Below are 20880 nucleotides of genomic sequence, written 5' to 3'. Positions count from 1 at the left end.
TCAAGCCTGGGCCGCCGGCGGCGCGGCGCTGTCCGGACGCCACACCTGACCGATCGACACGCTCTTGAGCTTCTTGCGCCGCCCGTACCAGAGGTTCACCAGCCCACGCGAGAACAGCACGGCCGAGAACATCGACGTCAGGATGCCCAGGCAGTGCACGACCGCGAAGCCGCGCACCGGCCCCGAGCCGAAGGCCAACAGTGCGATGCCCGCGATCAGGGTGGTGATGTTCGAGTCCAGGATCGTGGCCCAGGCGCGCTCGTAGCCCGTGTGGATCGCGGCCTGCGGCGACGCGCCGGCGCGCAGTTCCTCGCGCACCCGTTCGTTGATCAGCACGTTGGCGTCGATCGCCATCCCCAGCGTCAGCGCGATCGCCGCGATGCCGGGCAATGTGAGCGTGGCCTGCAGCATCGACAGCACCGCCACCAGCAGCAGCAGGTTCACGGCCAGCGAGATGGTCGAGAACACGCCGAACAGCAGGTAGTACGCGCACATGAATGCGGCGATAGCGGCAAAGCCGTAGATCACGCTGTTGAAACCCTTGTCGATGTTCTCGGCGCCGAGGCTCGGGCCGATGGTCCGTTCCTCGACGATCTCCATCGGCGCCGCCAGCGAACCGGCGCGCAGCAGCAGCGCCGTATCGCTCGCCTCCTGCGTCGTCATGCGGCCCGAGATCTGGAAGCGCGAGCCGAGTTCACCGCGAATCACCGGCGCCGTCACGACCTCGCCCTTGCCCTTCTCGAACAGCAGGATCGCCATGCGCTTGCCGACGTTGTCGCGCGAGACGTCGCGCATGATGCGTGCGCCCTTGGCGTCCACGGTCAGGTGCACGGCAGGTTCCTGCGTCTGGCCATCGAAACCGGGTTGCGCGTCGGTCAGGCTGTCACCGGTGAGGATGACCTGGCGCTTGACGATCAACGCGGCACCGCCGCGCTCCACATAGCGCTCGGCCCCGAACGGCACCGGCCCGCTGCCGGTCGCGGCGGCAGCCGCCTCGGCGCTGTCGTCCACCATGCGCAGTTCGAGCGTCGCGGTCCGGCCGATGATGTCCTTCGCCTTCGCCGTGTCCTGTACGCCCGGCAATTGCACCACCACGCGGTCCGCGCCCTGCTGCTGGATCACGGGTTCGGCCACGCCGAGTTCGTTGATCCGGTTGTGCAGTGTGGTGATGTTCTGCTTGATGGCCTGATCCTGCACGCGCCGCGCCGCCTCGGCCTTCAGGCTGCCGGTCAGCGTGAATTCGCTGTCACGGGCCGCCTCGGACCACTGCAGGTCAGGCAGCGGCTCGGTCAGCGCCGCCCGCGCGGCGGTGCGCGTCGCCGCGTCGCGGAAGGCGATCGTGACCGTGTTGCCTTCACGCGCGATACCGGCGTGGCGGATGCTCTTGTCGCGCAGCAGGCTGCGGACGTCGCCGGTCAGCACATCGGCACGCTTGGTGAGCGCCGCCTTCATGTCGACCTGCATCAGAAAGTGCACCCCGCCGCGCAGGTCAAGACCCAGGTACATCGGCAGCGCATGCAGCGAGCTCAGCCAGGTCGGTGAACGCGACAGCAGGTTCAGCGCGACGATGTAGCCCGGATCGGCCGGGTCGGGGTTCAAGGCCTTGGCGATGGCGTCCTTGGCCTTGATCTGCGCATCGGTGTCGCGAAAGCGTGCCTTGATCGACGCACCGTCGAGCTGCACGAAATCGGCCTGCAGGCCGGCCGCCTGCAAGGCCTGCTCGACGCGCGGCACCACCGTCGCGTCGACCTTCAGCGTGGCCTTGCCACTCGACACCTGCACGGCAGGCGCCTCACCGAAGAAGTTGGGCAAGGTATAGACCAGCCCGACCAGTAGCGCGATCGCCAGGATCGCGTACTTCCACCATGGGTAGCGGTTCATTGCAGCATCCTCGGGGGCGGCCCCGTCCTGGCACCGTGCCACACGGCGCCCTTGTTTGCACGAAAGGCCGCGACACCCAGCGGTGACCGCGGCCTTCGGGCCTCGCGCCGCACGCGGCGCGATCGCCTGCGTTTACTTCAGCGTGCCCTTGGGCAGCACCTGCACCACGGCGGAACGCTGCACCTGCAGTTCCACGCCACTGGCGACCTCGACATGCAGGTAGGTGTCACCGATCTTCGCCACCTTGCCGAGCACGCCACCGGCGGTCACGACCTCGTCGCCCTTGGCCAGCGCATCGACCATCGCCTTGTGCTCCTTCTGGCGCTTCATCTGCGGGCGGATCATCACGAAATACAGCACCACGAACATCAGCACGAGCGGCAGCATCGTGAGCAGGCTCGACTCCCCACCGGCGGCGGCGGCCGGAGCGGCCTGGGCAAAAGCTTCGGAAATGAACACTGTCTCGTCCTTGAATTGGTTGCACCAGCGACAACGCGCATTGTAGTGCGCGCTCCCTCCCGGGCCGGTTGGAGCAGGCGCCGCGCAGAAGGTTCGATCGCGGGTGAGATCCGGGGCAGGCCGGGCTCGTCGACCGGTGGCTTCGAGGTGCCGGCCCGCCGGCACCCAGAATTGCAAACGGCCCCGCACAGGGGGCCGTTTCGGATTTGGTGGCTCGGGGCGGAATCGAACCACCGACACGCGGATTTTCAATCCGCTGCTCTACCAACTGAGCTACCGAGCCAAGGGGCCGCAGTGTAGCAGCACCGCCGGCGGTTCAGGCGACCGCGCCCTTCTTGCCCCGGCTGAGGTCGACGCCGAGCTGCTTGAGCTTGCGGTACAGGTGGGTGCGCTCCAGCCCGGTCTTCTCGGCCACGCGCGTCATGCTGCCGTTCTCGCGTGCGAGGTGGAACTCGAAGTAGGCCTTCTCGAAGGCGTCGCGCGCTTCGCGCAGCGGCCGGTCGAGTTCGAAGCTCTGTTCGGGTTGCAGGCCGAGAGCGGTCGGCTGGGCACCGGACAGCCCGCCGTGCTGCGAATCGATGGCGAGCGCGTCGCCGCGCTCGCCGGGACGCAGCGGCGTCACGGTGGCCACCGGCCGCGAGGCCGGCTTGGCCAGGCCCTGCTCGACGGCCCGCAGCAGCTTCTGCAGCGTGATCGGCTTCTCGAGGAAGGCCATCGCGCCGAACTTGATCGCCTCGACGGCCGTGTCGATCGTGCCGTGGCCCGACATCATGATCACCGGCATCGTGAGCAGGTTGCAGCTGCCCCATTCCTTGAGCAGCGTGACGCCATCGACGTCCGGCATCCAGATGTCGAGCAGCACCAGATCGGGCCGCGCACGCTCTCTCGACGCCCGAGCCTCGGCGGCGTTCTCGGCCAGTTCGACGCTGTGGCCCTCGTCGCTCAGGATGTCCGACAGCAGCGCGCGGATGCCGAGTTCGTCGTCTACAACAAGGATGGTCGCCATGGGGTCCCGGTGCGTGGCACATGCCGTGCCGGCGTGGCCTGGAGGCTAACCCTGAGGGGGCAGCCATTTCGAAAATGATAGCGAAACTTGTGCCCCCCCGACATACGGGGCGCCGTCTCCGGGCGCCGCGTCACCCGCCAGGTTGGCCAGGCGCACGCGCGCGCCGTGCTCGTCGGCGATCTTCTTGACCACGGCGAGGCCCAGACCGGTGCCCTTGGTCTTGGTCGTCACATAGGGCTCGAAGGCACGCTTGAGCATGCGTTCGCTGAAGCCGGGGCCGTTGTCGGCGACGACCAGCCGCACGGCGCGCCACTCGCCGCGCTCGTTGAGCGCCCCCTCAGTGCGCAGCCGGACCTGGCCGTCGGGCCGCTCCGCCACCGCGTCCAGCGCGTTCTGCACCAGGTTGTGCACCACCTGCCGCAACTGTGTGGCGTCGCCCTGGATCCGCGGCAGTCCCTCGGCCAGCTCGACGCGCAGGCGGCCCGACTCCTGCACCTCGGCGTACAGGCCCAGCACCTCGGACACCAGCGCGTTGAGGTCCAGCGGCGCCAGCTGGGCGGCCGGCAGGCGGGCGTAGTCGCGGAACTCGTTGACCAGCTGCTTCATCGCCTGCACCTGGGTGACGATGGTGCTCACCGACTTGGCCAGCAGCTGCTGGTCCGGGACCTCCAGCTTGGCTTCGAGCCGGTGCTGGATGCGCTCGGCCGACAGCTGGATCGGCGTGAGCGGGTTCTTGATCTCGTGCGCGAGCCGGCGCGCCACCTCGCCCCAGGCCTCGGCGCGCTGCGCCGAGACGAGCTCGGTGATGTCGTCGAACACCACCAGCCGCGCGGCACTGCCCTGGCCGCCGGCCGGCAGCGGCGCGCCGCGCACCAGCAGGGTCAGCGGATCGCGGTCGGGGGCCGTCGTGAGTTCGAAGGAATCCTGCCAGTGGTCTCGGTCGCCGAGTTCGGAGCCACTCTCGATCTGGTCGAAGCGTCGGGTCAGCGCCGCGTCGAAGCCCTCGAGGCCGGGCACTTCAGCGAGCCCACGGCCGAGATGGGCCGACAAGGGCACGCGCAGGATGCGGGTTGCCCCGGCGTTCACGCTGTCGATGCGACGGTCGCGATCGAACACGATCACCCCGGCGCTCATGTTGTCGAGGATGGCCTGCAGCTTGCCGCGCGCCGTCTCGAGCTCGGCCACGCTCTGCTCGACCAGGCCGCGGGCGTCGGCGAGTTGCTGGGTCATGTCGGCGAACGAGCGCGTCAGGCCGCCGAGTTCGTCGCCCGACGCGAACACCGGCTTCGGGCTCAGGTCTCCGCGGGCCACCTCGCGCACGCCGTCGGCCAGCAGCAGCAGCGGACGCGCCAACCGGTTGCCGAAGGTCACCGCCAGCAGCATCGCGCCGAACACCGCAAGGATCAGTGTCAGCGTCAGCGTGCCGATGTACATCTTGCGCAGGCCCTCGCGCGCCAGCGAGCGTTGCTGGTACTCGCGGTAGGCGCTCTGCACCGCGAGCGCGTTGGCTGCCAGCGTGGCTGGCAACAGCTGGCTCACCACCAGATAGCGGTCCTCGCGGCTGAGCGAGAAGCCGGTGGCCGGGATCAGGGCGATGACACGCACGCGCGGCTGGCTCGGCGGCTGGTCGGCAGCCGAGACGCCGGGGATGCGCGTGGCAGCGCCGTCGTCGTCGAGCCCCTCGATCTGCGTGGTCACGCGCGCCGTGCGTGCCTGCCGCAGCAGGGCCAGACCCGGCCGCTCGGGCGCCAGCACCGCGGCGGCGCCGGCGCTCGACAGCACCTGGCCGGCCGCACCGAGCACCGCCACGTCCTGCGCCGTGAGTTGCTCCCGCAAGCGCTCCAGGGCCAGCGGCTGCTGGCGCTCGGGGGCCTCGCCGAGCCGCTCGGCAGCCACGCGCGTCTTGCCGGCGAGATCGTTGACGAGCGTGTCGAGCGTGCCGCGCCCGAGGTTCAGGCCCGCCTCCAGCGCACCCTCGACGCGCACGTCGAACCAGCTCTCGATGCTGCGAGACACGAACTGGTAGCTCACCGTGTAGACCAGCGCCCCGGGCACCACCGCCACCACACCGAAGATCGCCGCGAGCCGCAGCAGCAGCCGCGAGCCGAAGCGTCCGCGCAGCACCCGCGCAGCGAGCCGCACCGCACCGATCACGATCACACCGACCAGCACGGTCGCGATCACGACGTTGGCCCACAGGAGACCGTTGTAGTACCGCTCGTAGAACTCCCGGTTGTTGGTGGCGATGGCCAGCAGGAAGGTGAGCACCAGCGCCGCCGCCGTGGTCGCGGCCAACGCGACGACCCAGACGCCGCGCGAGATTCGGCGGTCCGGGTGCCGCGTGAGCAGCAGCGCCAGGCGGCGGCGCAGGCGTTCCGGGGTCATGGCCGCTGCCGTGCGCGTTCCGGGGTCAGCGCGCGGCAGGCACGGCCAGCCGTCGCTCGACCTCGAGCGCCCATTCGGCCTGGCCGCCGAAGCTGATCTGCAGCGGGCGCGGCAGCTGCGAGGTGTCGAGCCGCAGGCTGAACTCGATGTACTGGCCATCGCCATCGTCCAGGTCGCCGGCCTCGGCGAGCTTCCAGCGGGTGGCACGCTGCACCACCCACAGCGCATCGGACAGCGAGTCGTAGTTCTGGCTCAGGCTGCCGAAATTGACACGGTAGCGCCGCGTGAGCGGCTGCCAGGTGAGGCGCCAGGTGCGGGTGGCCCGTGCCACGCGCTTGTCGCGCCAGTACCAGCGCGAACGGAACACCTCGGCCTCGGCCACGAAATGCAGCGGCACGCCCTTCTGCAGCGCGTCCTCGACCGCATGGGGCAGCACGACACTGGCGGTGTAGCCGAGCAACAGGCCCTCGTCGCCGCGCGTGAGGTCCAGCGCGCTGAGTTCGATGCCATCGGCATGTGCCGCCGACGCGCCGACCGCCAGCCAGATCACCAGCGCCAGCCAGGTCGCGGGCAGCCACCCGGCCGACCGTCCTGCGGCAGGCGGAAACCAGCGTCGAACCGAGGCGGTGAACACAGCGGCAGGTGGGCGTTTGGGATGATGGGTCGTTGCGGTGCGGCTCAGGACGAACGCTTTTCGAGCAGCGCGTAATAGAAACCGTCCGTCGAAGGCCGCAGCGGCCTCTCGCTCACCTGTTCGGGATTGTCGACCACCGGCAGCAGGTAGCCGGGTGAAGGCTGCGCGATGGCATCGGGTGCGCGTTGCAAAAAAGCGTCGATCTGATGCACGCCTTCGGCCTTGAAGACCGAGCAGGTGGCGTAGAGCAGCCGCCCGCCGGGCCGCAACAGCGGCCACAACGCATCGAGCAGCGCAGCCTGGGTCGACGCCAGCGCATCGAGGTCCGCGGCACGGCGCAGCCAGCGCACATCGGGGTGGCGTCGCACGATGCCCGAGGCGCTGCAGGGCGCGTCGAGCAGGATGGCATCGTAGGGCCGGCCGTCCCACCAGGCGGCGATGTCGCGTGCGTCGGCGGCCTGGGTGCGTGCCCGCAGGCCGAGGCGCTGCAACGTCTCGCTCACCTTCACCAGCCGCTGCGGGTCGGCGTCCAGGGCCAGCAGGTCGAGCTCGGCCAGCTCGAGCAGGTGAGCCGTCTTGCCGCCGGGCGCCGCACAGGCATCGAGCACCCGGGCGCCAGGCGCCAGGCCGGCGCCCAGCAGCAGGGGGGCCGCCACTTGGGCCGCGAGGTCCTGCACCGACGCCGCCCCGTCGGCAAAGCCCGGTAGCGCGGACACCGCGCAGGGCATCGCGAGCTCGATGGCCTGGGCATCGGTCGCGCCAGGCCGGGTCACGGCATGGGCGGCGATGCCCGCCTGCTCCAGGCGCAGCAGGTAGCTGGCTCTGTCCTGCTGCCGTCGGTTGACGCGCAACGTCATCGGCGCACGCCGGTCGTTGGCGCGCAACAGCTCGGCCCACTGCCCTGGCCAGTCGCGCTGCAGTGTCTCGATCCACCAGCGCGGATGGTTCCACACGGCGACAGGATCCTTCGCCGCTGCCGCAGCCTGCGTTGCCTGCTCCCGCAGATGGCGCCGCAGCACCGCGTTGACGAAGCCGGCCTGTGCCCGCGCGCGCTGCTTGGCCGCCTCCACCGCCTGGCTCACCAGCGTATGCGGCGCGTAGGGCGGGGTGTCGGCGCTCTCCGAGTCCTGGTGCGACAGGGCGAGCGCACTGAGCAGCAGCGCATCGACCCAGGCCGGCGGCGCCTTCGGTACGAGTTGGCGGCGCAGCGCCCGAGCGAGGCCGAGGCCGCGCAGCACGCGAAACGCCAGCGCCTGCGTACCCGGGCGCGGCGCCGCCGGCACGGTCGCCAGCGCATCGGTCAACGAGCGCCCGGCACACACCGCAGCCACCGCGTCGGCGGTGTGCGCCAGCAGGGTGGCCAACGGGAGGGACGGCGGTGCGGGAGCGCTCACGGCCGCGCAGTGTAGGCGGCCGCCGGTCGCGCCCGGCCCGGCCGGATCAGCGGCGTTCAGGCACGGTCACCGAACGACGAGGCGATCTGGGAATCCGGCCCGCGGTCCGGTGTGGCGGCCTGCAGGGCTGCGGCTGGCCTGAAGCCGAACAGGCTGGCGATCAGCCGCGTGGGCAGCTCATGGACCGCCGCATTGAAGTCGGAAACCGCGTCCTTGAAGACACGCCGCGTGAAGGCGATCTGGGCGTCGGTTTCCTGCAGGTCGCTCAACAGCGTGACCACGCGCTCCAGCGTCGCCTGCATGTCGAAGCGATCGACGCGCGTCTCGACCAGCACGCGCAACGGCCGCAGCGCCCCTTCGAGCACCTGTTCGGCGAGCCCGAGGCTCTGGATCGCGCCGGCGCTGGTGGGTCGCCCCTGCGCGTGGTCGGCCGCGGCCTGGGCCTGCCGGGTCGCCGCCATCACGGTCTGCAGCATCGCGGTGCCCACCGCGTCGCCCATCGCCGGCCGCGCCTCGTCGCTGGCCAGCAACTCGGTGAGCTCGAAGGCAAGCGCCTGGCGGCGTCGCAGCTGGGCGTCGATCGGCACCCAGCTCGCACCGACCGCGCTGCGCAGGCGCACCAGCCGGTTGTAGGCCCCGACGCCCCAGAACAGCAGCAGGGCCAGCAGCGCCACGAGGACGGTGCGCGTCGTGCTCATCGGGAACGGGCGGGGACCGGCATGGCTGCCGACTCTACGCCAGCCGTCGCGGCCGCCGCGGCGTGCGTCGTCAGGCGCCGGCGCACCAGGCCTCGTGGCCCTTGCGCCGCAACTCGCAGGCCGGGCAGGCATTGCAGCCGTAGCCCCAGGCGTGGCGCACGCTGCGGTCGCCGAGGTAGCAGCTGTGGGTGTGCTCGAGGATCAGCTCATTCAAAGCGCGGCCGCCCAGGCGATCGGTCAGCGCCCAGGTCCGGGCCTTGTCGAGCCACATCAGCGGCGTTTCTATCGTCATCGGCGTGGCCATGCCCAGGCTGAGCGCGACCTGCAGCGCCTTGAGGGTGTTGTCGCGGCAGTCGGGGTAGCCGGAGTAGTCGGTCTCGCACATGCCGCCGACCAGCACGCTGAGGTTGCGCCGGTAGGCCACGGTGGCCGCGAAGCCGAGGAACAGCAGGTTGCGCCCGGGCACGAAGGTGCTCGGCAGGCCGTTGGCTTGCATCTCGATCGCGCGCGCCGAGGTCAGCGCGGTGTCGGAGATCTGGCCGAGCAGACCGAGGTCGAGCACGTGGTCATTGGCCAGTCGGCCGGCCCACAGCGGGAACGACCGTGCGATCGCCTCGCGCACCTGCACGCGGCATTCGAGCTCGACGACGTGGCGCTGGCCGTAGTCGAAGCCGATGGTCTCCACGTGCGCGTGGTGCTCCAGCGCCCAGGCCAGGCAGGCGGTCGAGTCCTGGCCGCCGGAGAACAGGACGAGGGCGCCGCGCGGATCGAGGCTCATGCGCCGATCAGGTGCGGACCTCGCCCTGCCCGAACACCACCCACTTCATCGAGGTGAGCCCCTCGAGACCCACCGGCCCGCGGGCGTGGAACTTGTCGGTGCTGATGCCGATCTCGGCGCCCAGGCCGAACTCGAAACCATCGGCGAAGCGCGTGCTGGCGTTCACCATCACGCTGGCCGAGTCGACCTCGCGCAGGAATCGCATCGCGTTCGGGTGGTTCGTGGTCAGGATCGCGTCGGTGTGGTGCGAACCGTAGCGATTGATGCGGGCGATCGCCTCGTCGAGCGAGTCGACCAGCTTGATGCTGATGACCGGCGCCAGGTACTCCTCGGCCCAGTCGGCGTCGGTCGCGTCGACCAGCTTCGCGCCCGGCACCGCGGCCAGCAGCGCCTTGGCGCGCGGGCCGCAGCGCATCTCCACGCCCTTGGCCGCGAACACCGCGCCGATGCGCGGCAGGAAGGCTGCCGCGACATCACGGTGCACCAGCAGCGACTCCGCTGCATTGCAGGGGCTGTACTTCTGGGTCTTGGCGTTGTCGGTCACGCGCACCGCGAGGTCGAGGTCCGCGCCGGCGTCGACGTAGACGTGGCAGTTGCCGTCCAGGTGCTTGATGACCGGCACCGTGGCCTCGGCGGCGATGCGCTCGATCAGCCCCTTGCCGCCGCGCGGAATGATCACATCGACGTACTGCGGCATCGCGATCAGCCGGCCCACCGCGGCGCGATCGGTGGTGGGCACCAGCTGCACGGCATCGCCCGGCAGTCCGGCCTCGGCCAGCGCGCGCGCCACCAGCGCCATCAGCGCCGCGTTGGAGTGCAGCGCCTCGGAACCGCCGCGCAGGATCGCGGCGTTGCCGCTCTTGATGGCCAGCGAGGCAGCGTCGATCGTCACGTTCGGCCGGCTCTCGTAGACCATGCCGAACACACCCAGCGGCACCCGCATCTGGCCGACGGTGATGCCGCTCGGGCGCCGGCGCAGGTTCGTCATCTCGCCGATCGGGTCGGGCAGCGCGGCGACCTGCTCGCAGCCTTCGGCCATCAGCGCGATCACCTTGTCGGTGAGGCGCAGGCGATCGACCATCGGCGCGGCCAAGCCGGCGCTGGTGGCGGCGGCGAGGTCGCGCGCGTTCTCTGCGGCCAGCCGCGCCGCCCCGTCCCGGATCTCGCGGGCCAGCGCCAGCAGCGCCGCGTTCTTCGCCGCCGTCGAGGCGGCTGCCATCGCGGTCGACGCGGTGCGTGCCGCACTGCCCAGGCGGTCCATCAGCGCGATCACGGGGGTGGCGTCGGGAGCGTTCATGACCGGATTGTCGCAAAGCAGGGCCGGCCCTGTCGGTCGATCGGGCTCAGCTCAGCCACTGCGTCAGCAGCAGCCACAACGGCGCAGTGGCGGCGAAGGCCAGTGTCGAGATCACGATCGCCGCGGTGGCCTCCGCCTCGCCGCTGCGGTAGCGCTGCGCGAACATCAGCGCGTTCGAGCCGGTCGGCATCGCCGCGGCCATGACGATCACCGCCAGCGCCAGCCCGCGCAAGCCCATGCCGTAGCCGACCGCGAGCACCAGCGCCGGCTGCGCCAGCAGCTTGGCCGCCGCCAGCAGCAGCGCCGGGCCCGCCGCGCCGCGAAGGCCGTAGTGGCCGAGCGACAGGCCGATCGCGACCAGACACAGCGGCACGACCGCGGTGCCCAGCATCTGCAGCACTTCGTCGATCGGGCCGGGGATGGGCGCGCCCGTCAGGTTCCAGGCCATGCCGGCCAGCACCGGCAGCACGATCGGGTGGATGACGGTGTTGCGCGCCGTCAGCAGCAGCGTGCGCGACAGCGACGCCGGCGCGCCGGCGTCGCGCGCCATCGCGTGGGCGAGGTCGCGCTCGACCAGCAGCGTCAGCACGGTGAGCAGGATCAGCGCATGCAGGCTGACGATCGACAGGTGCAGCTGCAGACCGATCTCGCCGAACAGCGCCGCGGCCATCGGAATGCCGAGCTGGGCGTTGTTGCCGAACGAGGCAGTGATGGCTCGCACCGCGGGCTGTGCCGCCGCGGCGGCACGGCACCGGCGCTGCTGCAGGTACACCAACAGCATCCAGCCCACCACCGGCACGAAGAAGGCCCCCAGCGCTTGCCAAGGCAGCGTGCCCAGGTCGATGCGCGCCGTGGCACGGAACAGCAGCGCCGGCGCGAACACGTAGAACGCCGCATTCGAGAGGATGCGCGCCGCCTCGCCGCCGGCGAACGGCTTGCATCGGCCGGCCACCCAGCCGATGCCGATCGTCACGAAGATCGCCAGGAGCTTGAGGAAGATCAACGGAGACATGGATCGAGTATCCGGGAGATGCGGAAGCGGTCGCGCATCGCTCCATCGTGAACTAATCTTTCAAGACACAGCCAAGGAGGTTGCCATGTTCAAGCACCTGCTATTGCCGACCGACGGATCCAGCCCTTCCGAGGTGGTGAACCGCAAGGCCCTGCAGTTCGCCAAGGAACAACAGGCCCGCGTCACCGCGATCCACGTCGTGCCGACCTTCCATACGCTGACCTACCGCACCACGATGCTCGAGGACACCCGCGAAGAGTTCGTGGCCGAGTGCAAGGCTCAGGCGAGCAAGTTCCTGGCCGAGGTGGAGCGCGCGGCACAGGAAATCGGGGTGCCCTGCCGCAGCCTAATGGTCACGCACGATCACCCCTACGAGGCGATCAACGACACGGCGGCGCAGTCGGGCTGCGACCTGATCGTGATGGCCTCGCACGGCCGCCGCGGCCTCAAGGGCCTGTTGCTGGGCAGCGAGACCCAGAAGGTGCTGACGCACGCCTCGGTGCCGGTGCTGGTGCTGCGCTGAGCACTCGTTGCATTCACGTCTCCCGGTGCGGGCCGGAGGACGCTTCGAACCGCCGCATCCTATCGAGTGCACCGAGCCGAAGCGCCCCAGCGACTTGATGGGGTTGAACGCGAGTTGGCATAAGCCGACTCATTGGTAGGTCGGCGAGATCGTGCTGTTGATGCGAACGGATCCGCGCAGCTGTGGTGAGGTCACCGTTTCGCAGCGTTGCTCGAAGTCGGCGGCGAAGCGGTTCAACCGACCGGTGGAGTCATAGCCGATCTCCAGAACGATGAATGAGCCGAACACCTCATTGCAGCCCCGGCCATCGCCATAGAAATCCACACCGTTGTGCCCGTTGCGAAAAGCGGCCCGCCAAGCGTCGACATACGTTCCCGGCACCAAGGGCTCGCCATTCGGGGAAGCCAGATCAATCGACCACCGGTGCGAAAGATCAGGAGCTTCGAAGGAGGCGCGGAAGTATCCCGCCGAGTAGGTGGTCGACACCGTGCTGTCGACATCGCTGTACTTCGCGGACTCGCCCTGGGAGATGTAATCGCCGGTAGCGCCTCGAAATGAGATCGTGGTGCGCGGTGGTTGGTCATCCCCGCCGCCGCCGCACCCAGCCACAAACAACGTCGCGACCAGGCAAAGCGCCTTCATTCCACGCCCCTGACGCACCTGCACCGTGCAAGCTGTCGACTTCATGATTTGGTGCCGGCGCGAACGCCGGACTTCTTGGCGGGCACCTTGGCCGCCCGCGGCTCGAACTCGAAGCCGACCTTGCCTTCCTTGGCGTCCCAGGCGAGGCGGGCCTTGAACTTGCGCCGCGTCTTGTTGGACACGAAGTTCTCCAGCAGTTCGGTCTTGCCTTCCTGCAACAGGCGGGTCATCTGCTCGCGCGCCACCGGCTGCTGCAGGATGATCTTGCCGCTCTTGAAGTCGCAGGTGACGTGCGCGCCGACCGCGTGCTCGCAGACATAGCTGCTGCCGTGCTCGTAGACGTGCCCCTTGCACTTGGGGCACGCGCCCAGGCTCTGCTGCGCCGAGAAGTCGACCGGCGTGCCGTCGCCTTCACCCTTCTTGGCGTCGTCGCCGAAGTCGAACTCGAGTTTCCAGTTGGCGATCTCGTCGTCGTACGCCAGCTTGAGTTCGGCCGTGAAGGGCCAGCCGGCCTTGGAGCGGAAGCCCTCGAGCGGGCCGATCTTCTTGTGCGCGATGAAGAACTCCACCTCGTCGAGCTCGAAGCTTCGCCCGCCGGGGATCTTGCTGATGCTGAAGCCACAGCCCTCGGCGTCGCCTGATTTCCCGGCACAGGTGAAGCGGCGGTAGTTCTCCTTCACGATGCCGCCGCATTTCGGGCAGGGCGTCTTCAGCGTTGCGTAGTCGCCGGGGATGGTGTCGCGGTCGTACTCCTTGGCCTTGGCGACGATCTTCTGCGTCATCGCCGCGATCTCGCGCATGAAGGCGTCGCGGCTGAGCTTGCCCTTCTCCATCTCGGCGAGCTGGAACTCCCAGTTGCCGGTCAGCTCGGGCTGGGTCAGTTCCTCGACCTGCAGGCCGCGCAGCAGCGTCATCAGCTGGAAGGCCTTGGCGGTGGGGATCAGCTCGCGACCGTCGCGGTGCATGTACTTCTCGAGAATCAGGCCTTCGATGGTCTGCGCGCGGGTGGCCGGCGTGCCCAGACCCTTCTCCTGCATCGCCTCGCGCAGTTCGTCGTCGTCGATCAGCTTGCCCGCGCTTTCCATCGCCGACAGCAGCGTGGCCTCGGTGTAGCGTGCCGGCGGCTTGGTCTTGAGCGCGTTGACGTCGACACTCTCGGTGCGCACCACTTCGCCGGGCTCGACCGGCACCAGCGTGGCGTCCGCATCTTCCACGTCGCGGCCATAGACGGCCAGCCAGCCCGGCTTGACCATCACCTTGCCGTGGGTCTGGAACCGATGTTCAGCGCTGCCCGCCTTGACGGTGGAGATGCGCGTCGTGACCAGGAACTCGGCCGGCGGGTAGAACACCGCGAGGAAGCGCTTGACCACCAGATCGTAGAGCTTGGCCTCCACCTCGGTCAGGCTCTTGGGCGCCTGCAAGGTCGGAATGATCGCGAAGTGGTCCGAGACCTTGGCGTTGTCGAAGATGCGCTTGTTGGGCTTGACGTAGCCCTCCTTCACCGCCTTGCGGGCGTGCGCCGACAGCGCCTTCAGCGGCCCAGGCAGGTCCTCGGTGGCGAGCATCTCCATCGTCTGCTTCACCACGCCCACGTAGTCTTCCGGCAGCGCCTTGCTGTCGGTCCGCGGGTAGGTCAGCACCTTGTGCTTCTCGTACAGCGCCTGCGCGATCGACAGCGTGGTCTTGGCCGAGAAACCGAAGCGCGAGTTGGCTTCGCGCTGCAGCAGCGTCAGGTCATAGAGCTGCGGACTGCTCTGCGTGCTGGGCTTGGATTCCTCGGTCACGGCGGCCGGCCGGCCGCGCACCGCCTGCGCGATGGCCTGCGCATCGGCCTCGTTCCAGAGCCGGTCGGCGCGGCGCTCGGCATCGTCGTTCTTCTTCCATGCCGGGTCGAACCACTTGCCCTCATACTCGCCGGCCTGGGCGGCGAACGTGGCCTTGAGCTCCCAGTAGTCGCGCGCCACGTGCTTGCGGATCTTCTCCTCGCGCTCGACCACGATGCTGAGCGTGGGTGTCTGCACCCGGCCGACGGTGGTGAGGAAGAAGCCGCCGTCGCGCGAGTTGAAGGCCGTCATCGCCCGCGTGCCGTTGATGCCGACCAGCCAGTCGGCCTCGCTGCGGCTGCGGGCGGCATCGGCCAGGCCGCGCAGATCGGCGTCGGAGCGCAGGCGCTCGAAGCCATCGCGGATCGCCTGCGGCGTCATGCTCTGCAGCCACAGGCGGCGCACCGGCTTGTCGATCGGCTTCTTCTCGGTGCCGGCGTACTGCACGATCAGGCGGAAGATCAGCTCGCCCTCGCGTCCCGCGTCACAGGCATTGATGAGCTCGCCGACGTCCTTGCGCTTGACCTGCTTGACCACCGCGTTGAGCCGGCTCTTGGCCTTGTCGATCGGTGCGAGATCGAAGTGCGGCGGGATCACCGGCAGGTGGGCGAAGCTCCACTTGCCGCGCTTCACGTCGTACTCCTCGGGCGCCTTGATCTCGACCAGATGGCCGACCGCCGAGGTGACGACGTAGTGCTCGTTCTCGAAGTGATCGTCGTGCTTCTCGAACTTGCCGCTCGTGGGCGTCAGGGCCCGCACGATGTCTTGTGCGACGGAAGGTTTCTCGGCGATGACCAGTGCTTTGCTCATGTTCTCGATGTCGTTGTCGCCCGATCGCAGCGCCGTCCCGCGCGCCAACGCGGCGGGGCGTCCCTACAATCCGGGCTCTCGCGCGCACGCGCTCACGCGCGCGCACCCATGATTCAATGTAGCCAAACTCGAACATGACGCAATCGACGCGCCGCAAGTCCGTCCCCGCCCCCCGGACAGCCCGACAGGAGGCTGCCCCCGCGAGCCGCGATGGCCGGCGCATCCAGGTACGGCGCTCCGGCGTGCACGGCAAGGGCGTCTTCGCGTTGCGGCCGCTGGCCAAGGGCGAGACGCTGATCGAGTACACCGGCGAGGTGATCGACTGGCCCGAGGCGCTGCGCCGCCATCCGCACGACCCCACCGACCCGCACCATACCTTCTACTTCAGTATCGATGAAGACCATGTGATCGACGCCAAGGTCGGCGGCAACGCGGCACGCTGGATCAACCACGCCTGCGCCCCCAACTGCGAGGCCGACGAGTCGGACGGCCGCGTGTTCATCAAGACGCTGCGTGCCGTCAAGGCCGGCGAGGAGCTGTTCTACGATTACGGCCTGGTGATCGACGAGCGCTACACCCCCAAGCTGAAGAAGCAATACGAATGCCGCTGCGGGCACAAGGCCTGCCGCGGCACCATGCTCGCGCCCAAGCGCTGACATCGTGCCCGACGCTGCCGTGCCTCCGTTACGCCGTGCCGTCGACGCGCCAGGCACAGGCCTCGCGCCGCTGCGCTGGCCGCTCGAGACGCTGTGGGCGCAGCTCGAGCCTTTGAGGCCCGGCCTCAGCGTCGAGGCACTGGTCGAGACCGACTCCACCAGCACGCGCCTGCTGGAGCGCGCCCGCAGCGGTGACAGCGCGCCCTGCCTGTTGGTGGCCGAGCGACAGACGGCCGGCCGCGGGCGGCTCGGCCGCACGTGGTTCTCCGACACCGCGTCCTCCTCGTCGACGGCCGACAGCCTGGGTTCGCTGACCTTCTCGCTCGGCCTGACGCTGGCCCCCGCGGACTGGTCGGGTCTTTCGCTCGCCGTCGGCGTGGCGCTGGCCGAGGCCCTGCATCCCCGCGTTCGACTCAAGTGGCCGAACGATCTGTGTCTCACCGACGAAACGGCCCCCGACACGCCGGGACGCAAGCTCGGCGGCGTACTGATCGAAACCGTCGCGCTGCCCGACGGCGGCCGGCATGCCGTGATCGGCGTCGGCCTGAACCTGGCGCGCCCCGAAGCGCGACCCGAGTTCACCCAGGCGCCTGCGGGCTGGCGCGAGATCGAGCCGCTGGCGCGCGCGCCAGAGTTGCTGGCGCGGCTGGCCCCGCCGCTGTTCATCGCCCTGGGGGTCTTCGAACAACAGGGCTTCGCGGCCTTCACGGCGCGCTTCGCGGCGCGCGACGCGCTGGCCGGCCGGCCGGTGCAGACCACGGACCCCGGCGCCGAGCGCGGCGTGGCCGACGGTGTCGATGCACATGGGGCACTGCGCGTGCGGACCGAACGCGGCGAGGAGTGCCTGATCCGCAGCGGCGAAGTGAGCGTGCGACCATGTTGAGGGCACTGGTGCTGGTGCTGCTGCTGGCCAACGCGGGCTTCTGGGTCTGGCGGCAGGGTTGGCTCGCACCGCTGCACGGCGCGATCGGCGCCCGCCCCGAAGGCGAGCGCGAGCCCGAACGCTTGGCGATGCAGGTCGATCCCGACCGCCTCCGTCTGATCCCGGCCGAAGCGGCCTCGGCCCCTGCCGCCGTGGCGGCGAGCGCAGCGGCCAGCCCCGCTTCTGCCCCGCCCAGCGCGCCCCCGACGGCCTGCCTCGAGGCGGGCCCCTACAGCACGGCGGAACTGACGGTCGCCGAAGCCGCCGTCAAGGCGGCGCTGCCGGACCTCGGCTGGTCCGAGCGCGAACTCACGACGACGTGGTGGGTCGCGATGGGCCCATTCGCCGAGGCCGAGCAGATGCAGAAGAAGCGCGAAGAACTGAAACGCCGCAGCATCGCCCCCGAATTGGCCAGCGCCGCGCCCGGTAGCGCGCCGCTGTTGGTGATCAGCCGCCATGACAGCCGCGCCGGTGCGGAGAGCGAACTGACGACGCTGCTGGACCGCGGCGTTCGCACCGCCCGCGTGGTCAATGCCAGCGTGCCGCTGCGCCTGCTGCGCGTGGCGCAGGCCAGCGAGGCGCAGCAGGCGGCGCTGGCCGCGCTGCCGGCCGACAAGTTGCGCGGCAAGGCATTCCTGCCCTGTCCGGCCGACACGCTCTGAACTGCGGGCGGCGGGCCCGCGCCGTCAAGCGTCGCGCCCTGCGCTCAGCCGCCAGGCAGCCCCCACGGCCAGCGCCAGTGCCAGCAGGTACGCCGGGCCGCCGAGGGCGCCGCCACCGCCCCCCCCTCCGTTCGACGATGCCGCCACCACCGTCACGCGCCGCGACACGGTGGATTGCGTCGGGGGGTTGTTGTCATCGGTCACCGTGACCGCGACGGTGAAGCTTCCCGCTCCGGTCGGCGAGACGACACAGTTGGCCGAGCACCCGGAGACACTGCCGCTGACGATACCGCCGCCGTCGATCAAGCTCCAGCTGAGGCTGCTGAGGTTGCGCCCGCTGATCAGCCGGAACACGTCGGCCGTCAGAGAAACGTCTTGCCCCGCTCTCGGCGTCGCCGTGTTGACGACGATGTCGGCGATCAGGCCCGCGGCCGCGGAACGCACGGCTGCGCGAGCATCGAGCATGCCCGCGCCGCAGGTGGTGGTGGTGCAGTCGCACTCGATCTGGTCGATGGGATCGCCATTGCCATCGAAGCGCGGCGCCGTGCAGGCGGGCGCGCTGGTGCTTGGGAAGCGGCGCGAGCCGCCCTGGATCAGGCCCCGGATCTCGTCCGGCGTGAGCGTGGGCTGCACCGCGAGCATCAGCGCGGCCACGCCCGACACCAAGGGCGCCGAGAAGCTGGTGCCGACGGTGATGTCGTTCGTGCCGTCGGTGTACGCCGAGGAGGCCGGCCCTTGCAAGCCGGAATTGGTCGTGGTGAGCAGCGGGTAGAGGCAGGGCCCGAAATCGTTGACGCAGTTGCCGGCAGGCGCACTGATCGAGACCGCCGACCCGAGGTCGGAGAAACCGACCTTGGTACCGGAGTGCCGCAGGCCACCGACAGCGATCACGCCGCTGCAGTTTCCGGGCGCACCGACCGCATGGCCGTTGGTATTGCCAGCCGCCGCCACCACCAACGCCCCGGCGGCCACCACGTCGTCGACGGCGTCCTGGTACTCGCCGCAGTCCCCCTCGGTGCCGAGGCTGAGGTTGAGGATCCGGGCCGGATTCGGATTGGCCGCGACGTTGGGCACGGTCAGACCGGCCGCCCAGCGCATGCCGATCACCACATCCGACACATAACCGCCGCACTTGCCAAGCACGCGGACCGGCAGGATGCGGGTATTCCAGCCGGTCCCGGCCATGCCCACGCCGTTGTTCGTCAGCGCGCCGACGATGCCGGCAACCTGCGTGCCGTGCCAGGAACTCGGTGCACCGCTGTAGTTGCCCAATGAGTCCGGCGAGGTGCAGTGATAGAAGTCCCCACCCACCGAGTTGTCTTCCTGCTGGGTGATCCAGTCACCCGGATCGCTGGCGTTGCTGTCACGCCCGTTGCCATCGTTCGACTCCGGCAGGGTACTGACGAAATCGTAGCCGGCCAGCAGTTTGCCTGCGAGGTCGGGGTGGTCGAATCTCACCCCCGTGTCCAGCACCGCCACGATCACGCTGGCGCTGCCTTGCGTGATGTCCCAGGCACGGGTGGCGTCGATCGCCGAGAGCGCCGGGGCGGCGGGAGTGCGCAGGTACCACTGCCCCACGGCAGGGCCGTCGGCGCCGCCGAGCGTGTGCAACGGATCGTTCGGAACGGCCAGCGGCCTCACCCGACGATCGACCACCGCGAATTCCACGTCCGGATCGGCACGGAGTCGCCGCGCCAATGTCTCCGAATCGATGCCCCTGGCCAGCACGACCTGGGAGCGCTCGCTGATGGCACGGTGCGCGCGCAACGCAAGACCGCGACGCTGGGCGACTGCGTCCATCCGTGCGGCGAGCCGCTGCACCGTCGCGCCCTGCTCGGCATGGGCGATGCCCACCCGGCCGCTGCCGGCGCCGCGAACTGCGTCATCACGGTACTTGACGATCACCCGAGCCGACGGCACGTCGTCTGCCGCACCGGCGGCAGCTACCGCGGTGCCCACGACCATCGGCTGAGCGACAAACAGCGCGACGAGTGCCGCGAAAACACGGACAGCGGCTTGCATGGAGTGCATCGGGGATATCGAAAAAAGCGATGGAAGGAGTGTAGGGGCGCGATCGCACCGGGCTTGACATCTCACGCCCGGTATCGGCCTGCGTTGACAGAGCTTTACCCGACGGTGCAACGCCAGCCCACGAAAAAGGCCCCAAAGGGCCTTTGTGTGACAGGGGGCCTGCGAAGCGCCGTAATTACTTGGCAGCCATCAGCGCTACCGTCGTGTCCAGCATGCGATTGCTGAAACCCCACTCGTTGTCGTACCAGCTCAGCACCTTGACGAGCTTGCCGTCCGGCGAGACGCGGGTCTGGGTCGAGTCGAAGGTGCTGGACGCGGGGTCGTGGTTGAAGTCCACGCTGACCAGCGGCGCGGTGTTGTAGGCCAGGATGCCCTTGAGCTCGCCCTCGGCCGCGGCCTTCAGCACGGCGTTGACTTCCTCGAGCGTCGTGGCGCGCTTGGCGGTGAAGGTCAGGTCCACCACCGACACGTTGATGGTCGGCACGCGGATCGCGAAGCCATCGAGCTTGCCGTTCAGTTCGGGCAGCACCAGGCCCACCGCGGCGGCGGCACCGGTCTTGGTGGGGATCATCGACTGCGTGGCGCTGCGCGCGCGGCGCAGGTCCTCGTGGTACACGTCCGTCAGCACCTGGTCGTTGGTGTAGGCGTGGATGGTGGTCATCAGGCCCGACTCCAGGCCGATCTTCTCGTGCAGCGGCTTGACCAGCGGTGCCAGGCAGTTGGTGGTGCAGCTGGCATTGCTGATCACCGTGTCGGAGGCCTTCAGCACGCCGTGGTTGACGCCGTAGACGATGGTCGCGTCGACGTCCTTGCCGCCCGGCGCCGAGATGATGACCTTCTTGGCGCCGCCCTTCAGGTGCGCCGAGGCCTTTTCCTTGGTGGTGAAGAAGCCGGTGCACTCCATCACCACGTCCACGCCCAGCTCGCCCCAGGGCAGCTCGGCCGGGTTGCGGTTGGCCAGCACACGAATCTTGTCGCCGTTGATCACCATGTAATCGCCATCGACGCTGACCGTGCCCGGGAACTTGCCGTGCGCGGTGTCGTACTGCGTCAGGTGGGCGTTGGTCTTCGGGTCGCCCAGGTCGTTGATCGCGACGATCTGGATGTCGTGCTTCTTGCCACCCTCGTAGTGGGCACGGAGCACGTTGCGGCCGATGCGGCCATAGCCATTGATGGCAACTTTGATGGTCATGGTGTGGGTCTTCCTCAGCTTCGGTTCAATCCGGATTCATTCAGGCCAGCATTCGACGACAAAACGCCCCGCGCC

The 20880-nt window shown here is 69.4% G+C and carries 18 protein-coding genes and 1 tRNA gene; 4 read left to right on the top strand and 15 right to left on the bottom strand.

What is annotated here, in order from left to right:
• The 11 genes from secD to C1M51_RS10590 form a co-directional block, all read right to left on the bottom strand.
• Positions 1–1881 (bottom strand): protein translocase subunit SecD, encoded by a 1881-nt coding sequence (gene secD / locus C1M51_RS10640; protein WP_129449654.1) that lies wholly within the window; start codon positions 1879–1881, stop codon positions 1–3.
• A 132-nt stretch (positions 1882–2013) separates the two neighbouring features.
• Positions 2014–2340, bottom strand: coding sequence for a preprotein translocase subunit YajC (yajC, locus tag C1M51_RS10635; protein ID WP_011827877.1), 327 nt, complete (start codon positions 2338–2340; stop codon positions 2014–2016).
• 207 nt (positions 2341–2547) lie between these two features.
• A tRNA-Phe gene (locus tag C1M51_RS10630) sits at positions 2548–2623 on the bottom strand.
• A gap of 33 nt (positions 2624–2656) precedes the next feature.
• Positions 2657–3346 carry a response regulator gene (locus C1M51_RS10625; RefSeq protein ID WP_129449652.1) on the bottom strand — a complete coding sequence of 230 codons (690 nt, stop codon included), beginning with the start codon at positions 3344–3346 and terminating at the stop codon, positions 2657–2659.
• A 45-nt stretch (positions 3347–3391) separates the two neighbouring features.
• Entirely contained in the window at positions 3392–5731 is a 2340-nt protein-coding gene (locus C1M51_RS10620) for an ATP-binding protein (RefSeq protein ID WP_129449650.1), read from the bottom strand.
• A 25-nt stretch (positions 5732–5756) separates the two neighbouring features.
• Complete coding sequence (locus tag C1M51_RS10615) at positions 5757–6365, bottom strand: DUF4390 domain-containing protein (RefSeq protein ID WP_129449648.1); 609 nt, start codon at positions 6363–6365, stop codon at positions 5757–5759.
• Between the two features lie 44 nt (positions 6366–6409).
• Positions 6410–7759, bottom strand: coding sequence for a 16S rRNA (cytosine(967)-C(5))-methyltransferase RsmB (rsmB, locus tag C1M51_RS10610; RefSeq protein ID WP_129449647.1), 1350 nt, complete (start codon positions 7757–7759; stop codon positions 6410–6412).
• A gap of 56 nt (positions 7760–7815) precedes the next feature.
• On the bottom strand, positions 7816–8457 hold the full coding sequence (locus C1M51_RS10605; protein ID WP_165349676.1) for a LemA family protein: 642 nt from the start codon (positions 8455–8457) through the stop codon (positions 7816–7818).
• A gap of 70 nt (positions 8458–8527) precedes the next feature.
• Positions 8528–9235 (bottom strand): 7-cyano-7-deazaguanine synthase QueC, encoded by a 708-nt coding sequence (queC, locus tag C1M51_RS10600; RefSeq protein WP_129449643.1) that lies wholly within the window; start codon positions 9233–9235, stop codon positions 8528–8530.
• 7 nt (positions 9236–9242) lie between these two features.
• Complete coding sequence (locus tag C1M51_RS10595) at positions 9243–10532, bottom strand: glutamate-5-semialdehyde dehydrogenase (RefSeq protein WP_129449641.1); 1290 nt, start codon at positions 10530–10532, stop codon at positions 9243–9245.
• A 46-nt stretch (positions 10533–10578) separates the two neighbouring features.
• Positions 10579–11544: an AEC family transporter gene (locus C1M51_RS10590; RefSeq protein WP_129449639.1), complete on the bottom strand. Its 966-nt coding sequence runs from the start codon at positions 11542–11544 to the stop codon at positions 10579–10581.
• 85 nt (positions 11545–11629) lie between these two features.
• Here C1M51_RS10590 and C1M51_RS10585 point away from each other — a divergent pair, with 85 nt between their 5' ends.
• Entirely contained in the window at positions 11630–12067 is a 438-nt protein-coding gene (locus C1M51_RS10585; protein WP_129449637.1) for a universal stress protein, read from the top strand.
• A gap of 129 nt (positions 12068–12196) precedes the next feature.
• On the opposite strand, the gene C1M51_RS10580 is transcribed toward C1M51_RS10585, so the two are convergent.
• Positions 12197–12754 (bottom strand): hypothetical protein, encoded by a 558-nt coding sequence (locus C1M51_RS10580; protein ID WP_129449635.1) that lies wholly within the window; start codon positions 12752–12754, stop codon positions 12197–12199.
• On the bottom strand, positions 12751–15342 hold the full coding sequence (locus tag C1M51_RS10575; protein ID WP_129449633.1) for a DNA topoisomerase III: 2592 nt from the start codon (positions 15340–15342) through the stop codon (positions 12751–12753). Before C1M51_RS10575 ends, C1M51_RS10580 begins: the two co-directional genes overlap by 4 nt.
• 134 nt (positions 15343–15476) lie before the next feature.
• Between C1M51_RS10575 and C1M51_RS10570 the strand changes: the two genes are divergently transcribed.
• The 3 genes from C1M51_RS10570 to C1M51_RS10560 are packed head-to-tail and all read left to right on the top strand — an operon-like array spanning position 15477 to position 17582.
• On the top strand, positions 15477–15998 hold the full coding sequence (locus C1M51_RS10570) for an SET domain-containing protein (RefSeq protein ID WP_129449631.1): 522 nt from the start codon (positions 15477–15479) through the stop codon (positions 15996–15998).
• A gap of 4 nt (positions 15999–16002) precedes the next feature.
• Complete coding sequence (locus tag C1M51_RS10565; RefSeq protein WP_242499652.1) at positions 16003–16881, top strand: biotin--[acetyl-CoA-carboxylase] ligase; 879 nt, start codon at positions 16003–16005, stop codon at positions 16879–16881.
• On the top strand, positions 16875–17582 hold the full coding sequence (locus C1M51_RS10560) for an SPOR domain-containing protein (RefSeq protein ID WP_129449629.1): 708 nt from the start codon (positions 16875–16877) through the stop codon (positions 17580–17582). Before C1M51_RS10565 ends, C1M51_RS10560 begins: the two co-directional genes overlap by 7 nt.
• Positions 17583–17606: 24 nt before the next feature.
• Here the strand turns inward: C1M51_RS10560 and C1M51_RS10555 are convergent, their stop codons facing one another.
• Positions 17607–19604, bottom strand: coding sequence for a S8 family serine peptidase (locus C1M51_RS10555; protein WP_165349675.1), 1998 nt, complete (start codon positions 19602–19604; stop codon positions 17607–17609).
• Between the two features lie 184 nt (positions 19605–19788).
• Positions 19789–20805, bottom strand: a complete 1017-nt coding sequence (gene gap / locus C1M51_RS10550; RefSeq protein WP_129449625.1) for a type I glyceraldehyde-3-phosphate dehydrogenase — start codon at positions 20803–20805, stop codon at positions 19789–19791.
• Positions 20806–20880: the final 75 nt, after the last annotated feature.

This window comes from Methylibium sp. Pch-M (assembly GCF_004136295.1).
GTDB lineage: Bacteria > Pseudomonadota > Gammaproteobacteria > Burkholderiales > Burkholderiaceae_C > Methylibium > Methylibium petroleiphilum.
Note: the sequence above shows the minus strand (reverse complement) of the source record. Positions and strands in the feature narration are given on the sequence as shown.

Bases quoted from the DNA above. Each gene is read 5' to 3' on its own strand.
- C1M51_RS10590 (WP_129449639.1), bottom strand. From the start codon at position 11,544: ATGTCTCCGTTGATCTTCCTCAAGCTCCTGGCGATCTTCGTGACGATC.
- gap (WP_129449625.1), bottom strand. From the start codon at position 20,805: ATGACCATCAAAGTTGCCATCAATGGCTATGGCCGCATCGGCCGCAAC.
- C1M51_RS10620 (WP_129449650.1), bottom strand. From the start codon at position 5,731: ATGACCCCGGAACGCCTGCGCCGCCGCCTGGCGCTGCTGCTCACGCGG.
- C1M51_RS10575 (WP_129449633.1), bottom strand. From the start codon at position 15,342: ATGAGCAAAGCACTGGTCATCGCCGAGAAACCTTCCGTCGCACAAGAC.
- C1M51_RS10605 (WP_165349676.1), bottom strand. From the start codon at position 8,457: ATGAGCACGACGCGCACCGTCCTCGTGGCGCTGCTGGCCCTGCTGCTG.
- C1M51_RS10580 (WP_129449635.1), bottom strand. From the start codon at position 12,754: ATGAAGTCGACAGCTTGCACGGTGCAGGTGCGTCAGGGGCGTGGAATG.
- C1M51_RS10625 (WP_129449652.1), bottom strand. From the start codon at position 3,346: ATGGCGACCATCCTTGTTGTAGACGACGAACTCGGCATCCGCGCGCTG.
- secD (WP_129449654.1), bottom strand. From the start codon at position 1,881: ATGAACCGCTACCCATGGTGGAAGTACGCGATCCTGGCGATCGCGCTA.
- queC (WP_129449643.1), bottom strand. From the start codon at position 9,235: ATGAGCCTCGATCCGCGCGGCGCCCTCGTCCTGTTCTCCGGCGGCCAG.
- C1M51_RS10585 (WP_129449637.1), top strand. From the start codon at position 11,630: ATGTTCAAGCACCTGCTATTGCCGACCGACGGATCCAGCCCTTCCGAG.
- C1M51_RS10595 (WP_129449641.1), bottom strand. From the start codon at position 10,532: ATGAACGCTCCCGACGCCACCCCCGTGATCGCGCTGATGGACCGCCTG.
- C1M51_RS10560 (WP_129449629.1), top strand. From the start codon at position 16,875: ATGTTGAGGGCACTGGTGCTGGTGCTGCTGCTGGCCAACGCGGGCTTC.
- C1M51_RS10570 (WP_129449631.1), top strand. From the start codon at position 15,477: ATGACGCAATCGACGCGCCGCAAGTCCGTCCCCGCCCCCCGGACAGCC.
- C1M51_RS10555 (WP_165349675.1), bottom strand. From the start codon at position 19,604: ATGCAAGCCGCTGTCCGTGTTTTCGCGGCACTCGTCGCGCTGTTTGTC.